At 65.8% G+C, this 17763-nt stretch carries 21 protein-coding genes; 14 read left to right on the forward strand and 7 right to left on the reverse strand.

All coding sequences use genetic code 11. The annotated features are described in order from the left end of the window. Nucleotides 1-40: 40 nt before the first annotated feature. The 4 genes from C491_RS01030 (at nucleotide 41) to C491_RS01045 (ending at nucleotide 4562) form a co-directional block, all read left to right on the forward strand. Nucleotides 41-1348, forward strand: a complete 1308-nt coding sequence (locus C491_RS01030; RefSeq protein ID WP_005553083.1) for a TIGR00341 family protein — start codon at nucleotides 41-43, stop codon at nucleotides 1346-1348. 137 nt (nucleotides 1349-1485) lie between these two features. Next, nucleotides 1486-2913 (forward strand): FAD-binding oxidoreductase, encoded by a 1428-nt coding sequence (locus tag C491_RS01035; RefSeq protein ID WP_005553084.1) that lies wholly within the window; start codon nucleotides 1486-1488, stop codon nucleotides 2911-2913. A 416-nt stretch (nucleotides 2914-3329) separates the two neighbouring features. After that, entirely contained in the window at nucleotides 3330-3653 is a 324-nt protein-coding gene (locus C491_RS01040; protein ID WP_005553086.1) for a hypothetical protein, read from the forward strand. Between the two features lie 81 nt (nucleotides 3654-3734). Next, entirely contained in the window at nucleotides 3735-4562 is an 828-nt protein-coding gene (locus C491_RS01045) for an MBL fold metallo-hydrolase (RefSeq protein ID WP_005553088.1), read from the forward strand. Between the two features lie 22 nt (nucleotides 4563-4584). Here C491_RS01045 and C491_RS01050 read toward each other — a convergent pair whose 3' ends face one another. Beyond that, nucleotides 4585-5856: an NRAMP family divalent metal transporter gene (locus C491_RS01050; protein WP_049891352.1), complete on the reverse strand. Its 1272-nt coding sequence runs from the start codon at nucleotides 5854-5856 to the stop codon at nucleotides 4585-4587. Nucleotides 5857-6037: 181 nt separating this feature from the next. Then, on the reverse strand, nucleotides 6038-7015 hold the full coding sequence (locus C491_RS01055; protein WP_049891353.1) for a DUF5787 family protein: 978 nt from the start codon (nucleotides 7013-7015) through the stop codon (nucleotides 6038-6040). A 114-nt stretch (nucleotides 7016-7129) separates the two neighbouring features. Here C491_RS01055 and C491_RS23075 point away from each other — a divergent pair, with 114 nt between their 5' ends. Then, entirely contained in the window at nucleotides 7130-7273 is a 144-nt protein-coding gene (locus C491_RS23075; protein ID WP_005553091.1) for a hypothetical protein, read from the forward strand. Between the two features lie 100 nt (nucleotides 7274-7373). Beyond that, on the forward strand, nucleotides 7374-7562 hold the full coding sequence (locus C491_RS01060; protein ID WP_005553092.1) for a hypothetical protein: 189 nt from the start codon (nucleotides 7374-7376) through the stop codon (nucleotides 7560-7562). A gap of 143 nt (nucleotides 7563-7705) precedes the next feature. Here C491_RS01060 and C491_RS01065 read toward each other — a convergent pair whose 3' ends face one another. Both C491_RS01065 and C491_RS01070 read right to left on the reverse strand, forming a co-directional pair. Further along, nucleotides 7706-8026 carry a hypothetical protein gene (locus C491_RS01065; protein WP_005553094.1) on the reverse strand — a complete coding sequence of 107 codons (321 nt, stop codon included), beginning with the start codon at nucleotides 8024-8026 and terminating at the stop codon, nucleotides 7706-7708. Between the two features lie 264 nt (nucleotides 8027-8290). Next, nucleotides 8291-9190 carry an ArsR/SmtB family transcription factor gene (locus tag C491_RS01070; RefSeq protein ID WP_005553095.1) on the reverse strand — a complete coding sequence of 300 codons (900 nt, stop codon included), beginning with the start codon at nucleotides 9188-9190 and terminating at the stop codon, nucleotides 8291-8293. 179 nt (nucleotides 9191-9369) lie between these two features. On the opposite strand from C491_RS01070, the gene C491_RS22830 reads away from it, so the two are divergent. The 6 genes from C491_RS22830 to C491_RS01100 all read left to right on the forward strand — a co-directional run bounded on the left by C491_RS22830 (nucleotide 9370) and on the right by C491_RS01100 (nucleotide 13061). Beyond that, nucleotides 9370-9951: a hypothetical protein gene (locus C491_RS22830; RefSeq protein WP_005553096.1), complete on the forward strand. Its 582-nt coding sequence runs from the start codon at nucleotides 9370-9372 to the stop codon at nucleotides 9949-9951. A gap of 113 nt (nucleotides 9952-10064) precedes the next feature. Continuing rightward, nucleotides 10065-11318 (forward strand): translation initiation factor IF-2 subunit gamma, encoded by a 1254-nt coding sequence (locus tag C491_RS01080; RefSeq protein WP_005553097.1) that lies wholly within the window; start codon nucleotides 10065-10067, stop codon nucleotides 11316-11318. 15 nt (nucleotides 11319-11333) lie between these two features. Further along, nucleotides 11334-11720: a PIN domain-containing protein gene (locus C491_RS01085; protein WP_005553098.1), complete on the forward strand. Its 387-nt coding sequence runs from the start codon at nucleotides 11334-11336 to the stop codon at nucleotides 11718-11720. Beyond that, the gene (locus C491_RS01090; protein ID WP_005553099.1) at nucleotides 11721-12290 is read left to right on the forward strand and encodes a DNA-directed RNA polymerase; all 570 of its coding nucleotides are present in this window, start codon (nucleotides 11721-11723) and stop codon (nucleotides 12288-12290) included. 2 nt (nucleotides 12291-12292) lie between these two features. After that, entirely contained in the window at nucleotides 12293-12490 is a 198-nt protein-coding gene (gene spt4, locus C491_RS01095; RefSeq protein ID WP_005553101.1) for a transcription elongation factor subunit Spt4, read from the forward strand. Nucleotide 12491: 1 nt separating this feature from the next. Beyond that, complete coding sequence (locus tag C491_RS01100) at nucleotides 12492-13061, forward strand: GTP-dependent dephospho-CoA kinase family protein (protein ID WP_005553103.1); 570 nt, start codon at nucleotides 12492-12494, stop codon at nucleotides 13059-13061. Between the two features lie 706 nt (nucleotides 13062-13767). Here C491_RS01100 and C491_RS01105 read toward each other — a convergent pair. The 3 genes from C491_RS01105 to C491_RS01115 all read right to left on the reverse strand — a co-directional run bounded on the left by C491_RS01105 (nucleotide 13768) and on the right by C491_RS01115 (nucleotide 16541). Next, nucleotides 13768-14196: a DUF2237 family protein gene (locus tag C491_RS01105; protein ID WP_005553105.1), complete on the reverse strand. Its 429-nt coding sequence runs from the start codon at nucleotides 14194-14196 to the stop codon at nucleotides 13768-13770. A gap of 87 nt (nucleotides 14197-14283) precedes the next feature. Then, entirely contained in the window at nucleotides 14284-15075 is a 792-nt protein-coding gene (locus C491_RS01110) for a PHP domain-containing protein (protein ID WP_005553107.1), read from the reverse strand. Between the two features lie 68 nt (nucleotides 15076-15143). Then, a complete protein-coding gene (locus tag C491_RS01115; protein ID WP_005553108.1) occupies nucleotides 15144-16541 on the reverse strand; it encodes an ATP-binding protein in 1398 nt (465 codons plus the stop codon). A 109-nt stretch (nucleotides 16542-16650) separates the two neighbouring features. Between C491_RS01115 and C491_RS01120 the strand changes: the two genes are divergently transcribed. Both C491_RS01120 and C491_RS01125 read left to right on the forward strand, forming a co-directional pair. Continuing rightward, nucleotides 16651-17019 carry a universal stress protein gene (locus C491_RS01120; protein ID WP_005553110.1) on the forward strand — a complete coding sequence of 123 codons (369 nt, stop codon included), beginning with the start codon at nucleotides 16651-16653 and terminating at the stop codon, nucleotides 17017-17019. 2 nt (nucleotides 17020-17021) lie between these two features. Continuing rightward, a complete protein-coding gene (locus C491_RS01125) occupies nucleotides 17022-17585 on the forward strand; it encodes a GNAT family N-acetyltransferase (RefSeq protein ID WP_049891354.1) in 564 nt (187 codons plus the stop codon). Nucleotides 17586-17763 lie beyond the last annotated feature (178 nt).

The raw sequence follows: 17763 nt of genomic DNA on the forward strand, positions 1-17763 counted from the left end.
TCCCCTTCGGTACTATTCGTCGGCTCGTCGTCGTGGACCTATGCGATATCTCGAGATCACGGTGCCGGAGGGGCGGCGCCAGGCCGTCCTGAACATCCTCGAGGACGAGGCGATCGAGTACGTCGTCAGCGACGAGACCAGCGGCAGGGGGTATACTGCGGTCGTTCGATTCCCGCTGCCGACGCGGGCGGTCGAACCGGTGCTCGACCGGCTGCGGCAGGCAGGAGTGAGCGACGACGCCCAGGTCGTCGTCATCGACGCCGAGACGGTCATCTCGGAGGAGTTCACGACGCTCCGCGACCAGTACAGCCAGGGCGGACAGCGAGGCGCGCGCACCTCGAGACAGGTGCTTCGAACCAAGGCCGAGGAGTTCACGCCGCCGGTTTCGATCTACGTCGTCATGCTGTTGATCAGCGCGGTCGTCGCCACCTCCGGACTGCTCGCGGACTCGCCGGCGGTCGTCGTCGGCTCGATGGTGATCGCCCCGTTGCTCGGCCCCGCGCTCGCCGCCAGCGTCGGGATCGTCACCGGCGACAGTGCGCTCAAGGCGACCGGGTTTCGGTACCAGGCCGTCGGCGTCGCGATCGTCGTCCTCGCGTCGATCGGCCTCGCCACCCTCGCGCGGCTGGCCGGCCTCGAGCCCGCGGGGGTCGACATCGTCGTCGCCACGGAACTCGAGGAGCGCGTCTCGCCGAACCTGTTCTCGATCGCCGTCGCGCTGGGTGCCGGCGTGGCGGGGATCCTGAGTCTCACGCGCGGGTTCTCGGAGGCGATCGTCGGCGTGATGATTGCTGCGGCGCTCATCCCGCCCGCCGCCGCGGTCGGCATCACGGTTGCCTGGGGAATGTACGGCGCGGCCCTGGGTGCGGGGGTGCTCGTCGCCGTCAACCTGCTCTCGATCAACCTCGCGGCGCTCGCCACGCTGTGGATCGCCGGCTACCGTCCGCAGGGCCTGTTCGAGGCCTCGCCGACCCGCGGACCGACATACAGGTACGCAGCCGTCTTCGGGGTCGCGCTGCTGGTGCTGGCCGCGCCGCTGGCCGGCATCACGCTGTTCGACTTCCAGACGACCCAGCTCGAGTCGTCGGCCGAAGAGGAGGTCGCGTCGGTACTCGAGGAACCGCAGTACGAGGGGCTCGACGCACGGGACGTCGCGGTCGAACTCGACGGAAACTACCCGATCCAGTCGGCCGATCGGATCACCGTAACGATCGCCGGTTCGGAGCCTGGACCGATTCCGGGGCTGGCGGATCGTCTCTCCGAGGCGATCGGCTCGCCCGACGACGGACCGATCGTCGAGGTCCAGTACGTCGTCACCGAGGAGCGCGATCCCGTCGCCGAAACGTGAACGACCGTTCCGCGTTCGAGCCCTCCGTCAGAAGAGGGCAGTTCGACGGCTCCGGACGGCTACCGACGCTCCAGTTCGGCTGATTGCCCCGTTTTCCTGACTACGACGTTATTTACGCCGGAGGCGTCCGTTCGGGTATGGGCACTGTTGACAGGACGCCGGGAGAGGAGACGTTCGCACGGCTCTCGAGCGAGGACGTCGCGTCGCTGGCAGCCGACTTCGCCGGCGAGATCGTTCGGCCCTCGGACCCGACGTACAACGATTCGCGTGAGATCTGGAACGGGATGGTCGACCGCTATCCCGCACTCGTCGCGCGCTGTTCCGGCGTCGCCGACGTCGTCGCCGCCGTGAACTTCGCCCGCGAGCAGGGTCTCGAGGTCGCCGTCCGAAGCGGCGGCCACAACGTCGCCGGAACGGCAGTCAACGACGGCGGGCTCGTCGTCGACCTTTCCGGGATGACCGCCGTTCGGGTCGACCGCGAGGCGGAAACTGTTCGGGCCGAGGGTGGCGCGACGCTGGGCGACGTCGACCGCGAGACGCAGCTGTTCGGCCTCGCAACCGCGCTCGGTGCGGTCTCCCAGACCGGGATCGCGGGACTAACGCTCAACGGGGGGTACGGCCACTGCAGCCGCGAGTACGGGCTCGCGCTCGACAACCTGGTCAGCGTCGACGTCGTCACCGCCGACGGGCGGGTTCGGACGGCGAGTCGCGAGCGGAACGCGGACCTCTTCTGGGGACTGCGGGGCGGCGGGGGCGCCCTCGGGATCGTCACCTCCTTCGAGTACGAACTCCACGAGGTCGGCCCCAAGGTGGACGCGCTGTTCGCCTGGTTCCATGCCGACGACGCGCCTGCAGTGATGGCCCGCTACCGGGAGTGGATCGCTGACGCGCCGCGGGACGCGGGCGTGCTCGTCTTCACCGCCCACGTTCCCGATCTCGAGGAGTTCCCCGAGGCGTCGTGGGGCGAGCCCGCGATCGCGATGCTGGGGTCCTCTCGCGGCGACGGGGACGCCGACGAGGTCTTCGGATCGCTGCTCGAGGCTGCGACCCCGCTGGTCGATCTCAGCGGCGAGATGGCCTATGTCGACCTGCAGTCGATGCTCGACGAGGACTACCCCGACGGGCTGCGGTACTACTGGAAGGCGATCTACCTCGAGGAACTCGACGACGCGATCGTCGAACTCATGCTCGAGTACAACGAGGCCGCGCCGTCGGCGCTGTCGACGCTCGACCTCTGGCATCTCGACGGGGCGGTCGCCGACGTTCCACAGGAGGAGACGGCGTTCTGGCACCGCGACAAGCCCCACATGCTCACCGTCGAGGCCAACTGGGAGGATCCCGACCAGGACGACGCGAACCTCGAGTGGGCCCGCGAGGCCATCGCGGCGGCCGAGACCCTGTCGATCGCGTCGGGACGGTACGGCAACTTCCCGGGCATGTACGAGGAGCCCGCGCGGGCGCGCTACGGTGACAACTACGATCGGATGGTCGACCTCAAGACCGCGTACGATCCGGAGAACCTGTTCCGACTCCCGGGGAACGTCGCGCCTCGAGTCGACGACTGAGCGGACGAAAACCGACTCAGCTGCCACTATCGTAACAACCGAAACGGTTTGGACACCGATCGCACAGCCGTCGTGCGATCGGGTACGCACTGACTGTCAGTGGGTACTTCAGAAGTAACACAGGTTCGTTGTTCGGAGAGTGCCGTAGAGTGGTGTACTACCTTTCAGCTAGCCTCTGGGGGTGCGTGCAGGGAACCCGTGTATCAGCTGCCGAATCGAACTCGGGCCGATGAGTATTCTTGCGGTGGCGTGCGCTGTCGACCGATCGAGCGTCGCGAGGTGGAGTATGCGAGTCCCTCGAAAAGCGAGTCGTGCGAGACCTTCGGCGAAAGCCCCTGGTCCCCTTTCAGTCGCCGGATTCCAACCGACGACGGATCGGGGAACACCCTTTATACGACGGCTTCGAATGGCCGACGATGAGCGATGGATCGAACCCGACGGACGCGGCGGCGGCGTTCGCCGAGCGGGCGGAGGCCGAGTACGGCGAGACGATCCGTCACCTCGTCGCGTTCGGCAGCGCCGTTCGCGGCGACGACCGCGACGTCCACAGCGAGGCGGAGCTCCTGCTGGTACTCGAGGACACGGAGCCCGAGCGCGACCTCGAGGCGCTGGCCCGGGAGACCGGCCTCGAGCACGGCACCGTGCTCTCGGTACACGTCCTGCCGGCGGATCGGTACGAGGAGCAAACGGACCACGAGTTCGTCGAGCGAGCGTTCGCCGAAGGAGAGGTATATGTATAGACAGCGGTCATCCGCGGCCGGTTCGGGATCGAGTCGCGCACACTCGAGCGGCGTCACCCCCGAGGTGACGGATCGGTGACGATGCGGGTCACGCTGCTCGGCACCGGCGACACCACCGGAACGCCGACCGTAGGCTGTGACTGTGGAACCTGTCGGACGGCCCGCGAGCGCGGCCTCGAGCGCACTCGCTTCTCGGTCCACGTCGAGAACGAGCGCACGGGCGAGTCGCTGCTGATCGACTTCAGTCCGGACTTTCGCTCCCAGTTTCTCCGCGAGGAGGTGGCGCTGCCCGACGCCGGAATCATCACTCACATCCACTTCGACCACCTCGACGGTCTGGGTAACGCCTTTCGCGTCTTCGACTCGCTCGAGGTGTACGCGGCCGACGAGACCGACCCCCGAACCGGGAACAGCGTCGCCGAGACCGTCGCCGAGGACTACCACTACCTGAACACGATTTCCGTTCGACCGACGACGCCGCTCGAGCCGACCCGGATCTGCGGGCTCGACGTGACGTTCGTCCCGGTCGATCACCCGCCGCTGGTCTGCTACGGGCTCGCGATCGAGGACCCCGAGACGGGAGCGAAGCTGTCGATCACGGGCGATACGAGCTACGCCGTTCCCGAGGGCTCTCGAGAGATTCTCGCCGATCCGGATCTTTTGCTGGCCGACGCGATCGTGCCGGCCCACCTCTGTGCCTCCCACCCCGCCGGCGGACGCCACGAGGGTCCCGACGGGACGCCCTATACGTTCGGCTCGAAACACATGACCCGCGAGGGGGCGCTGACGCTGGCCGAGGAACTCGAGGCGAGCCGAACCCGACTCGTCCACGCAGCACACTACTATCCCGCAGAAGAAGCGTTCGAGGAACCGCTCGCGGTCGACGGCGAGCGGTACGTCCTCGAGTGAGCGACCTCGATCGCGACGGCGGTTAGAACCCGCCGCCGAACAGCAGGTCGAGGAAGTCCTGGACCGCGAAGATCGCCAGGACGAACGCTAGCAACACGAGGAAGGCGTTGACGACGTTCAGCATCGTCGTGTTCCGGTACTCGCCCATCGTCTCCTTGTCGTTGACCGCCCAGAACAGCAGGAGGGCGGCCAGCGGCAGGCCGAAGATCCCGTTGTACGTGGGGAAGAGGATGACCATGTCGACGACCGAGAGGTCGAGAACGCTACTGATCAGCGGCGAGGCGAGTCCCATTCCGGTCAGGCCGACGAAGATGAGCTTGAACAGTCGGCTGCTCTGGTCGACCTCGATGTCCATCGCCTGGGGAATGATGTACGCCGGCGTCCACATGATCGGGATGATACTGTTGAACGCTGCGGCCGTTACACCCGCGATGAACAGCACCATCGCCCACGTGCCGAGCACCTCGACGAGCGCTTCGCCGGGCGTGATGAACGACTCGAGTTCGGTAAAGCCCATCGGCTGTAACACCGCGGCCGAGACGACCAGGATCGCGACCGTGGTGATCCCGCCGACGGTGAAACCGACGGCGAGGTCCCGGCGGGCGTCGGAGACGTCGCTCTCGTCGGTCCAGCCCTTCTCCTCGACGAGGATCGACTCGAGGAAGAAGTTGGGCCACAGTGCGGTCGTCCCGAGCAGGCCGGCGGCGATCGCGAGCGCGCCCAGCGAGTCCGACGTCGGGACGAATCCGAGCGCGACCGCGCCGAGATCCGGATTGCTCGGGCCGGCGACGGCGAGGTAGAGAACCATCACCGACAGCATCATGATGATCATCAGCTTCTCGATCTTCTCGTAGTTCAACAGCCCGACGCCCATGGCCAGCAGCGTCGTCAGGACGGCGATCGGCTGCCAGGCGATGGCTCCTCCGGTGACGAACGAGACGCCCGCGCCGACGGCGGCGACGAGTCCGAGCGTCCAGGCGACACAACCGATCGAGAGAAATACCGCGATCACCGTCGCGGGACCTTTTCCGAGTTTCTCGCGGACGAACGGCATGAGCGGCCGGCCGTGTATCCCGAGTCGTGCGCTCATGTCCTGTGCCATGACGCCGAGCAGCACCGCACCGACGACGGCCCACAGCAGCGTGTAGCCGTGCATGAGCCCAGCCTGGCTCGCGATAAACACGGATCCGGAGCCGAAGTAGCTGGCGACCATAACGAACGCCAGCCCGTATTCGTTCACTGCATCTGATAATTCTTGCGCGATTCGTGTCGTGAAGTTTTCAGTGGTTCCCATGAATTAAATTTCCGGCAGTTCCGCCCGAGGCAGTTCGGTCAATGTACAGAGATAGTATCGCGAAGTCAACCAAATATAACGACTCCGTACGTAAAAGGCTCGGCGTTTCACTTTCCAGGGGAAGGGGACGAGAGCCTTCGATACTCGGTATCGAAAGCGATCCGTATTCACCAGCGACCGCTCACCGGAACCGCTCGAGTCCCGCCTGGCTGTGGCGTTTCCCGTCCGGATTCGTGACCCAGTCGGTTCGGTCGTCCCGTTCGGTCTCGAGGTCGACGTCCGGTCCGACTTCGGGTTCGTACCCCGGACAGTCGGTGCCGCAGTCGATTTCGGCGTCGACGACTCGGCCCGCCCACTCGCAGTACGGCAGCGTCGCGCCACTCGAGTCCACGGCTCGACAGTTCGCACAGTCCGGAAAGCCGTAGGTTCGCCACCCCTTGCCGTAGGCTCGCTCGGCGAGGCGCCGACGGGCGCGTGCCTTCGCCGCGGGCGAGACGACGGCGACGTCGGTTCGGCCGGGGTGAGTCTCGAGGGGCTCGACTCCCGGCTCGGCGACCGCGAGGGGAGTCGGCTCGCGGAGTACGTCGATTTCGCGGACCGCTCCCTCCTCGCGGTGGACCCGCCAGATCCCGACCTCGTGGGGGATCCGGTTGCGGTGGGCGCCCGTGACGTAGCTCTCGGTCGCCAGCACGACCTCGTCGACGAGTCCGAGGCTGACGTCCGTTCGGAGCTGAGCCTCGAGATCGCCCGGTCGTCCGAGATCGGGTTTGTTCTCGATACCGACGATCCGATCGTACCAGTCGGGGTACCGTGTGACCTGGCGGACGTACTCCCGGCCATTCTGGCGCTCGGGCTCGAAGAAGCCGATCTCGAGGGCGCGCTCGGTCGCCCGCCGCGCCCGTTCGGGATGGCAGTCGAACGCGTCTTTCCAGTAGCGCGCGCGGCCGGGGCCGACCCGCGATTCGATCGCCGCGGTGGGTATCGCCCTGGCCGTGATCGCGGTCCGATCCGCGAATCGGTGGCCGGGAGCGACGGCGACGATATCGAGGACGCGCCCGCCCGGATCCGCGACGCCCGCGCCGAGCTGTCGGGCGAGGAGGCGGTCGCCGCGGGACTCGAGGGCGGCACACAGCTCGAGTTCGAACGCGAACTCGCTCACGAGGGACCGAACGGGCGGTGACGAGAAAAGGAGGTCGGTCGCCTACTCCAGTGAGAGACAGTGTCACGAGAGACAACAGGATTAATCACCCTGCGGTCCAAAGCCGGATGGTATATGGGGGTACTCGATGCACTCGGTGTTCGAGGCCACGATGGGACGACGCGTTACGAGTGTCGAAACTGTGGGAGAGAGCTGACGGCCGACGCCGAGGAGTGTACTGGTTGTGGCTCCGGCGAGATCGCACACTACGAGTTCTGACGTCGTTTTGGCTTTGCCATCTGAGATCCGTACGGCCGGAGTACGTCGCTCACCGCGAGCGAAACGCTGATTTACGAACGGCACCATCCGCCGATAAGGGATGGCGAACAGGGACGACGTTTCCAGAGAGCTCGCGGAATGTACGGAGTGTGGCACGGTCTACGCGGCCAGACAATGGCCAAACGGGACGATCAAGGCGATCGGAAGCGAGAGCTGTCAGTGTGGGTGCACCGACTTCGCTCTCGTCGAGACCGACGAGGAGAGGATGCCGCCCGACAGAGCAGAATAGCCTGCCACACCGTCGGGTAACACCCCCGACAAGTCACGCACGGCGAGGCGCCGTCGGTGCGGACGACGAGGACGACACCGGTTCGGGTCGTGAGCAGTAGGTGTCGCTCGTGCTCGAGTCACGGACCCCGGCCGCGCCGGAGTTCAGCGCGCCCTCGGCCGCGGGTCGGGGGGGTTCAGGTCGTCGGTCGACGGCCGACGACCGCGTCGGCGATACCACTCGAGGAGCCATCGGCCGGCGACCGACGCTCCGACGGGAACGGCGACGACGGTCGTGAAGCCGACCGCTAGCGCGACCGAGGCGGTGACCAGCGGCGGTCCGGCGACGGTCGCCGCGGCGGTCGTCGCGGTCACGAGCGCGGTGCTGAACGCGACGACGGTGAGGACACACGAGGCGAACGCCGACGCGAGACTTCGATCGGTGCCGGGCGGTACGGTCGGGGGTGGGGAGTGCGGTGGATGCATCGGTTCTCGACCGTACCGACGCGCCGATGCCGATTAAGTGTAATCTGAAAAACATTTCTGTAACGTCCGTTACTGAAGGAGATTTCAGGACCGATCGGCCGAGTGTGTGGCTGTTCGCTCGACTCGGCCGTTCGGCCTCGAGAATCGACGGCTCCCTGAAGGCTGCCGCAGTTCCATGCGGTGACGTCCGCCGTCGCCTCCGCGATCGGTCCCAGCCGCGCCTCCGCCACAGCGGTCACCCCATCGTCCGTCGGTCGCGTCCGCTCACCGACTCGTCTCGAGCACCGAGAGATCCTCGGCCATCCTGACCCGGAGTTCGTCGCCGGCCACCGGCAGCCGAACCTCGAGGCGGTAGGGATCGCGCTCGAGAATCCGCGTGTACTCGGCGGAGACACACCACGGGAGCGTCCAGTAGGGTCGGTCGTCGAGCGAGACGCCTCGTTCGTCGTGAAAGCGGACCACCGTGGAGTGATCGAGCAATCGGAGCCCGGCGGCCGAACAAAGGGAGTGACCGCACTGGGCGCACTCGTGATCGACGCGAACGTCGACGCCGAGACAGCACTCGCCGGACTCGACGATCCGGGTTTCCATCCGCCCGCTGCACTCCGGACAGACGCCGTCGGCCGCCAGACAGTGGAGATGGCGGACGCGCTGGTCGAAGGCGTCGGCGATCTCCGCGGGGGACCGATTGTTCAGACCGCCGGGCGGGAAGCCGTACTCGCCGTGGCACTGCCCGCAGTCCCGACAGTCGATCGCGAGGTGTTCGTCCGCGTAGGTGGCTCGGAGCGAACCGCCGCAATCGAAACACTCCCCCGTAACGGGGAACGGCTCGAGCGTCGGCCGCTGGTTAAACGAACCCGCGATCACCGAGCGGACGACCTTCCGGCCGGCGTGTTTGAACGCGTACCCATCCTCTCGACGGGTGACGAAGTGGCCGGTGAGTTTCTGCAGGTGGTAGTTGAACTGCGCGGAGTCGCGCATCCCGACCGCTCGGCGCAGCTCCGAGAACGACACCGGACGCTCGTCGGCCGCCCACAGCGCCTCGAGGATCGCGAGTCGGGTCTCGTTGCCAATCAGGGCGAACGCGTCGGCCGGATCCAGACACTCCGTGCACTCGAGAACCGATTCGGGATCGGTGTCGCTCGAAACGGATGAGTCACTCATGCGAAGGTCTACCATCCAACCGAGCTAAAGCGTTCGCTCAACGTCGTTTCTGTAACGGAGCTGTTATTCTGCCGGGGACGGGTCTTGGCACGACCCGATCTTGGGGATCACGGGCCCGGCCATCGACGGACGCGCTCGCGATCGGAAGGAGTTTAGGTCGGTGTGACCGCTTGTGATCGATGAGCAACAACCGACGCCCGACGTCGCGCCGTCGGCTACTCGCCGGCGCGGGCTCGATCGCGGTTCTCGGAGCCGCCGGCTGTCTCGACGACGGCGAACCCGGCGAATCGACGGACGACTCGAGTGACGACGACGACGAACAGACCGACGATCCCGACGACGGCGAGTTCGACGACGATCTGGTCGACGATCCGGTCGACGACGCGGACCACGAGGTCGACGTCTCCGAACTGCTCGTTTACGATCGTGACGGCGAACAGGTCGCAAACTCCCACGCCGGCCACTGGCACTACGAGACCGAGACGGGCGGACTGCCGGCGATCGAGCCGGGATCGGCAATCGAACTCGAGGCCGTCTTCACGAAAGACGGCGAGGAGCTCCCGCTGGGCGAGGACGAGCCGTACCGCCTGGGTGTCGAACTCGAAGACGGGGAGGACGAAATCGTCGATATCGACGCCGACCCCGCGACCGTCTCGATTTCCGGCGAACAGGCGGGAGAGACGGCGACCGTCTTCGAGCTGCTCGAGGACGGCGACGTCGTCTGGGAGGCGCCCCCGATCGATACCTTCGTCAAGGAGTAACGAGGTCGAGATCGCCCGACTGCACGGAACTGTTTGGTGGCGTGATACGCCCCGAGAACAGTAGGTTTATCAGTCGCACGAGGGAACTCCTACCTAAGATTACTCATCGTCTTATGGCAGGAAATCAACAACCGGAGGTGAACATCGGACTCGTCGGCCACGTCGATCACGGCAAGACGACGCTGGTGCAGGCTCTCAGCGGATCGTGGACGGACCAGCACTCGGAGGAGATGAAACGCGGTATCTCCATCCGGCTGGGGTATGCAGACGCGACGTTCCGTCACTGTCCCGACCTCGACGAGCCCGAACGGTACACCGTCGAACAGGAGTGTGCGGACGGCACGCCGAGCGAGCCGCTTCGAACGGTCTCGTTCGTCGACGCACCGGGTCACGAGACGCTGATGGCAACGATGCTCTCGGGGGCCTCGCTGATGGACGGCGCCGTGCTGGTCGTCAGCGCCAACGAGCCGGTCCCACAGCCCCAGACCGAGGAGCACCTGATGGCACTCGACATCATCGGGATCGACAACATCGTCATCGCCCAGAACAAGGTCGACCTCGTCGACTCTCAGCAGGCTCGACAGAACTACCAGGAGATCCAGGAGTTCGTCGAGGGCACCGTCGCCGAGGACGCGCCAGTCGTCCCCGTCTCGGCCGGCCAGGAGGTCAACCTCGACCTGCTGATCCAGGCGATCGAAGAGGAGATTCCCACGCCCGAGCGGGATCCCGGAACCGACGCCCGGATGCACGTCGCCCGGAGCTTCGACATCAACAAACCCGGGACGACCGCCGCGAACCTCGCCGGCGGCGTCCTCGGCGGCAGCCTCGTTCGGGGCGAGCTCGAGCTCGACGACGACCTCGAGATCCGTCCGGGACGGGAGGTCGAGGAGGGCGGCCAGACCGAGTACGTCCCGATCCAGACGACGGTTCGGTCGCTGCAGGCCGGCGGCGCCGACGCGGAATCGGTTACGCCCGGCGGGCTGCTCGGGGTCGGCACCGGACTCGATCCCTCGCTGACGAAAGGCGACGCTCTCGCGGGACGGATCGCCGGTCCGCCGGGGTCGCTCCCACCGACCTGGGAGCAGTTCACGATGGACGTCGATCTCCTCGATCGCGTCGTCGGTAACGTCGAGGAGACGAGCGGACCGGGCGACGCGGCCGACATCGACGAGATCAGCACGGGCGAGCCCCTGATGATGACCGTCGGCACGGCGACGACCGTCGGCGCGGTCACGAGCGCCCGCAGCGGGGAGTGTGAGGTCAAGCTCAAACGCCCCGTCGCGGCCGAGCCCGGCGCGAAGATCGCGATCAATCGCCGGATCGGCGCCCGCTGGCGACTGATCGGGCTGGGAACGCTTCGCGAGTAACACGACGACAGCGCCATGAGCACCCGGGTCGCCCTCGACACGAGCGCGTTGATGATGCCGGTCGAGCTGGACGTCCGGCTGTTCGACGAACTCGAGCGGCTGATCGGCTCTGCGGAGCTGGTGGCACCCCAGCCCGTGATCGAGGAGCTCCGGCGACTCTCGGAGAAGGGCGGCACCGAAGGAACCGCCGCGTCGGTCGGCCACGACCTGGCGACCGAACGCTGTCTCGTCGTCGACACGGAGGAGTCGTACGCCGACGACGCCCTGGTCGAACTCGCCCGGGAGGGAAGCGTCGACTACGTCGTCACGAACGATCGCCCGCTGCGCGACCGGGTGCTCGAGGCGAGCATACCGGTACTTGCATTACGCGGGAGAAACAAGCTGGCAATCACTCAACCATAGATGTACAAACGGGTCAAACTGAAGGATACGGTCGAAGTACCGCCGAAAGCGCTCGGTGACGTCTCGCCGAAGCTGGTCAAGCAACTGCTGCAGGACAAACTCGAGGGTCGGATGGACGAACAGGTCGGCAGCGTCGTCTCGGTCACCCAGGTCCACGACATCGGGGAAGGAGCCGTGCTCCCGAACAAGCCGGGAGTCTACTACGAGGCCGAGTTCGACGCCGTCACGTTCGACCCCGACATGCAGGAGGTCGTCGACGGCACGATCGTCGAGGTCGTCGAGTTCGGCGCCTTCGTCGGGATCGGTCCCGTCGACGGGCTGCTCCACGTCTCCCAGATCTCCGACGAGTACCTCGCCTTCGACGGCGAGAACCAGCAGCTCGCCTCGAACGAGTCCAACCGCACGCTGGGCGTCGACGACGCCGTTCGAGCGCGCATCGTCACCAAGAGCATCGACGAACGCAACCCGCGCGACTCGAAGATCGGTCTCACCGCGAAACAGCCCGGACTCGGCAAACACGGCTGGCTCGAGGAGGACCACGAGAAGCGCGAAGCGGCCACGGGTGAGTAACGATGGCATCCGATCGACTCGTCTGTCGTGAGTGCCACCGGGTCAACGACCCCGACAGCGGCACCTGCGACTCCTGTAACTCCTCGTCGCTGACCGAGGACTGGGCCGGCTACGTCGTCATCGCCCATCCCGAGGACAGCGAGATCGCCACGGAGATGCAGGTCACCGAGCCCGGTGCGTACGCGCTGAAGGTTCGGTAACGTGGCTCGCGACGACGACAGCGACGACGTCCGCGCGGACGACCAGCTGCTGGTTTTACCCGACGAACTGCGCCACGAGCTCAAGGAGCCGATGGGCCCGATCGAGACCGACGCCGAGATTTTGCTCGAGGCGGTCTCGGGGCCGCTGATCGCCGTCGGCGACGTCGTCACCTACCACATCGTCAGGACGGGACGCGACCCCGACGTCGCGCTCGTCGACGAGCGGACCAAACGCGAGCTCGTCGAGGCGGAGATCCGCGAGACCGTCACTGAGCGAGTGAACGTCGAGGCTCACAATCCGCCCGCCGAGCTCACTGCCGACGTCCTCGAGACGCTCCGGGAGAGCCTCGAGCGCGAGGAACCGACGACGGTCCTAGTCGACGGCGAGGAGGACCTGGTGGTGCTGCCGGCGATCATGCTCGCGCCCGACGGGGCCAGCGTCGTCTACGGCCAACCCGACGAGGGGATGGTCCACGTCGTCGTCGACGACGAGGTGCGCCGAGAGGTCCGGGACCTGCTCGAGCGCTTCGAGGGCGATCAGGAGCGGTTCTGGGAGCTGCTCGAGGAGTAGACGGAATCGGAGACCGACGTGACGCGGTCGATCGCAACGTACCCGATCCCTGTTAGCGAGGGAGTGCTGACCGAAAACGTATCCAGCAGTTCGCGAGAAGAGCGCAGTCTGACGTCTCAGACGCTCTTTTGAGCGAGAGCCGTGTTTAAGTGATGTGCAACCAACCTATTAGCGATGAGTAAAGACACGTGGATCACACGACGGTCACTGCTGGCAGCAGGTGCGATCGGTGTACTCGGCCTCAGTGCAGTTTCGGCCTACAACCCGACGACGCTCCGTTATCTAGCTATCGAGAACCATACGGACCGTCGAGAGACACTCGACGTTCGCGTCCTCGCCGATGGTGACGTCGTCGTCGAGCAATCGCTCACGCTCCCAGAGGAAGGATACGAGCGCGTTCCCTGTGAGTGGCCCAGCCGGGCAGGAACGTATCGGTATGGCGGACGGCTGAACGATGAAAGCGAGTGGACAGAGGGCACAGTTAGTGACGGCGGGAACGTACTCAGACTCATTCGGATCACCGATGCTGGTCTCGAGATCAGCCGCCCCCGTCCTCAGCAAGATCCGGAAGAGCTAGAGCAAGACCTCTGTGAAATTCCGTGGTGGATCGACGAAGTTCGGGGTAGTGGAAATACACAATACAGCTGAAAGTCTGGAGCGAGGGTCCTCTCGGAAACGGGGAGAGAGTGGGGGAGCGTGTCGCTGATCAGTTCGTCGACCCCGAAACCGAACCGGAACTCGAGCCCGACGGATCGTCGTCTCGCGGGTCGTACTCGTGTTCGCGGAGCAGATCCGGGTCGACGTCCCGGAGGACGGCCTCGTGGGTCGACTCGAGCACCACCGGGGGTGCACAGCCTTCCTCCTCGGCCTCGAGCCAGCGTCCCAGACAGAGACACCAGTGGTCGCCGGGCTCGAGGCCGGGAAACTCGAGTTCCGGACGGGGCGTCGTGAGGTCGTTGCCGCGGGCCTTGCTGAACTGCAGGAACTCCTCGGTGAGGACGGCACAGAGCTCGTGACGGCCCCGGTCGCCCTCGACGCGTCGACAGCAGCCGTCCCGCAGAAAGCCGGTCATCGGATCGGTGCTACAGGGCTCGAGCTCGGTGCCGAACACGTTCCGATCGGGATCGGTGGTCATACCGAACCGTCGGACGGAGCGCGGAAAAACGTGGTGTCGGCGGGACGTGTGTCGCGGTCGGTCACTGTCACGATCACAAGGAGACCGTCACTCCCGCGTGTGTGATTCCAGGCTCGGCGGGCTCACCGGCTCGAGGTCGTGACTCGTAAGGTATTCCTCGAGGAACGTCGTCCGCTCGCGAATCTCCTCGGGTTCGTGGGCGTCGGTGCCGAGAGTCACGGAGACGTCGTACGTCCGGAGGGCCTCGAGGAACTCCTCCGAGGGGTGGACGATCGACTCCTCTCGGGTCGCCCGGCCGGCGTTGATCTCGGGAACCGTCCGCGAGTCATCGAAGGCCCTCGCGACCCGCTCGTAGTGGTCGGTGGTCGTCCGTCCCTGTAGCGGCGGCGTGCGCTCGATCAGGTCGAGGTGGGCCGCAACGTCGAATAGCTCGGAGTCGATCAGCGCCACCAGCCGGTCGATGTAGTCGTCGACGACGGTGTCTCGATCGGACTCCGAGAGCCCCTCGAAGTTCGAGGATACCTGGACGTTTTCGCCCTCGACGGCGTGGACGCTGCCGATCGCGTACTGAAAGTTCGCTTCCTCGAGGAAGGCCGCAATCTCGTCCTCGTCCCGGGGGTCGTAGTCCATCTCGACGGCGTCGTAGACGTCGATCCCGGTGTGCTCCCGAACCTGCTCGATCGCGTCGCGGCGCCGCTCGTAGGTGAGATCGAGGTTGAACGCGTAGCGGTTGCGAGTGGCGTTGGCCCGGTCGCGCGAGCTGATCGAACAGTGGTCAGTGAGGCCGATCCCCTCGAGTCCCGCCTCCTCGGCGGCCCGCACCATCCCCGGCAGAAAGGAGCCGTCGGAGTAGTTCGTGTGCGCGTGGAAATCGTACATACCGGTTCGATGGAGCCCGAACAGTTGGTCGTTGCGCTCTCGACACCGAACGGGGCCGGTCGACGCGGTCAGTGATCGTGGTCGTGGTCGTGACCGTGATCGTCGCCGCTGCCGTCGACGTCGCCGCCCGCCACGAGCGCGTCGTGGTCGCCGTCGATCATGTCCATGTTCTTCAGGTTGTCCCGCTCCTCGAACTCCTCGACGGCGTTGAGCAGGTCCTCCTGAGTGAGCATGGTGCGGTCCTCGGTCAGTGCCTCGAGGACGGCCTCCCGGAGCACCATCCGGAGGTCGCTGCCGGTCATTCCCTCGGTGGCATCGGCGATGAGTTCGGGGTCGAACTCGTCGATGCGCATCTGTCGAGTGATGACCCGGAGGATGTCGGCCCGCATGTTGTAGTCGGGCTTGGGGAAGTTGACGATCTCGTCGAAGCGCCGCCAGGCGGCCGCGTCGAGCTGGTCGGGGTGGTTCGTCGCCCCGATCAGGAGCACGTCGTCCTGGATCAGCGAGATGTTGTCGATGCTCTTGAGCAGGGTGTTGACCGCGCGCTTCAGGGCGGCGTGTTCGTCGCTGCGCCGCGTTTTGGCGACGAAGTCGAACTCGTCGATAAAGAGGATACACGGTGAGAGCCGTTTGGCGACCTCGAACGTCTTGTCGACGTTCTTGGCCGTCTCGCCTAAGTACTGGCTCGTGATCATCGAGAGTTTGACCTCGACGAACGGGAGGTCCATGTCCTGGGCCAGCGCCTGTGCCGTCGACGTTTTGCCGGTGCCCGGCGGGCCGACGAACAGCAGCTTCCCGATCTCGCGCAGGCCGATCTCCGCGAGGTAGTCGCGGTGTTCGATCGCCTTCGCGATCTTGTCGATCTCGGCCTCCTGGCCCGCCGTCAACACGAGGTCGTCGAGCGTGACGTCGACCTCCTCGGGCGCGCGGACGTCGACGAGGTCGAGCATCTCCTCGTCGTCCTCCTCGTCGAAGTACTCCTCGAGCAGGCCGTCGATCCAGACCCGATCGGCCTGAATCGGCCGGTTTCGCTCGCGGGCTGCCTCATGGCTGACGTCGACGTCGTACTCGTCGTGTTCCGCGAAGTGTTTTGCAAGCGTCGGGTTCTCGAGCAGCCGTTCGTCGTCGGTCCGGTCGAGGTACCACTGTTCGGCCATCCCCTCCTCGGTGAACGTGATCGTTCCGGAGAACTCGTCGCGATCGGTGAACATCAGCCCCGAGACGGCCTCCCAGGGTCGATCGACGTCCGTCGCCTGTCGTGCGGTGGTGTTGGTCGCCGACAGCGGTCGGGTGATCCCGCCCCGCGTTCGACTGTCATCGTCGTCGTCCTCGCTCTCGTCGCTCCCGCCCGTCCAGAAGACGCGGCGGTACGACGGCGGGAGATCGTTCTCGTCCAGCGTCCTGTCGTCGGAATACACGCTCGTCGTGAGCACGAACTCGACGACATCGAGCGCTGCGTCACTCATTCGGTCAACGTATTCTCTACGCACCCTTAACGTCGTCGTCACGCGGCGACGCTCGAAGGCCGGCTCGAGCGGCACAACGGTTTTGCTCCATTAGCTCACAGACGTACGCATGAACGTGTTGCTGGGACTGGCCGGAAGCGACGAATCCATCACGGCGTTGCGCCGAACGATCGAACGAACCGACAACGTCGGCGACGAGCTCACCGTCGCGGTCCTCGAGAAGGCCGACACGGATCGCTCCCAGGAGGAGATGTACCGCCAGGCCGAGAAGCTGCTCTCGGAGGCCAACCTCGACGCGGAGATCGAGCGCCTCGAGGGCGATCCGGGCGCCTCGCTGGTCAACTACGCCGAACAGGGCGAGTTCGATCAGCTGGTAATCGGCGGCGGCACCATCAGTCCGATGGGGAAGATTCAGCTGGGATCGATCACGGAGTTCGTCCTGTTGAACGCTCCGACGACGGTCAAGCTGGTGCGATAACGATGTCCGGGAGAGTGTATCCCGACACGGCATCGGGGTCGTTTCCCGCGCCGCCGTCGACCGCCGAGGACCAGTCGGATCGGCAGATCGAGTTCCAGGCCGTCGACGAGTTCGAGGGCGAAGTGCTCGACGACACCGTCGAGATGTACGTCGAGTTCGACCCGACCGATCGCGCCCAGGGGATCCCGCCGACGGGCGAGACTCGGATCCGCAACTGGCTCGAGACGATCGCCGAACACAGCGTCAACGTCGTCGCCCGACACGGCGAGGACGTGATCGGTCACGCCGTGCTCGTCCCCGACTCCGACGACCCCGACTCGATCGAGGACGTCGGCGACGTCGAGTGGGAGCTGGCGATCTTCGTTCTCCAGGCCTACCAGCAGTCGGGGATCGGGACGCAGCTGTTGAAACACCTGCTCGGGCACGCGATCGAGCTGGGGATTACCCACGTCTGGCTGACCGTCGAGCGCTGGAACACGCCCGCGATCGCGCTGTACGAACGCGTCGGGTTCGAACCCACCGGCACCGAGAACTTCGAACAGGAGATGGGGATCCTGCTCGACTGACGATGGGTTGCGTTCGGAGACCGGAACGAATCCGATAGCGCACAGCGATTCGTTCCGTACAGGCAGAGCAACTACCGGTGCAGTGCTCGGTATCTCCCGTTACTGTCCACGTCGAAGATTTCTTCGAGCGGGTCCGCGACCGTCATGGTACCACTCATTACGATCAGTGAGGAGTTTC

Source organism: Natronococcus amylolyticus DSM 10524, assembly GCF_000337675.1.
Classification (GTDB): domain Archaea; phylum Halobacteriota; class Halobacteria; order Halobacteriales; family Natrialbaceae; genus Natronococcus; species Natronococcus amylolyticus.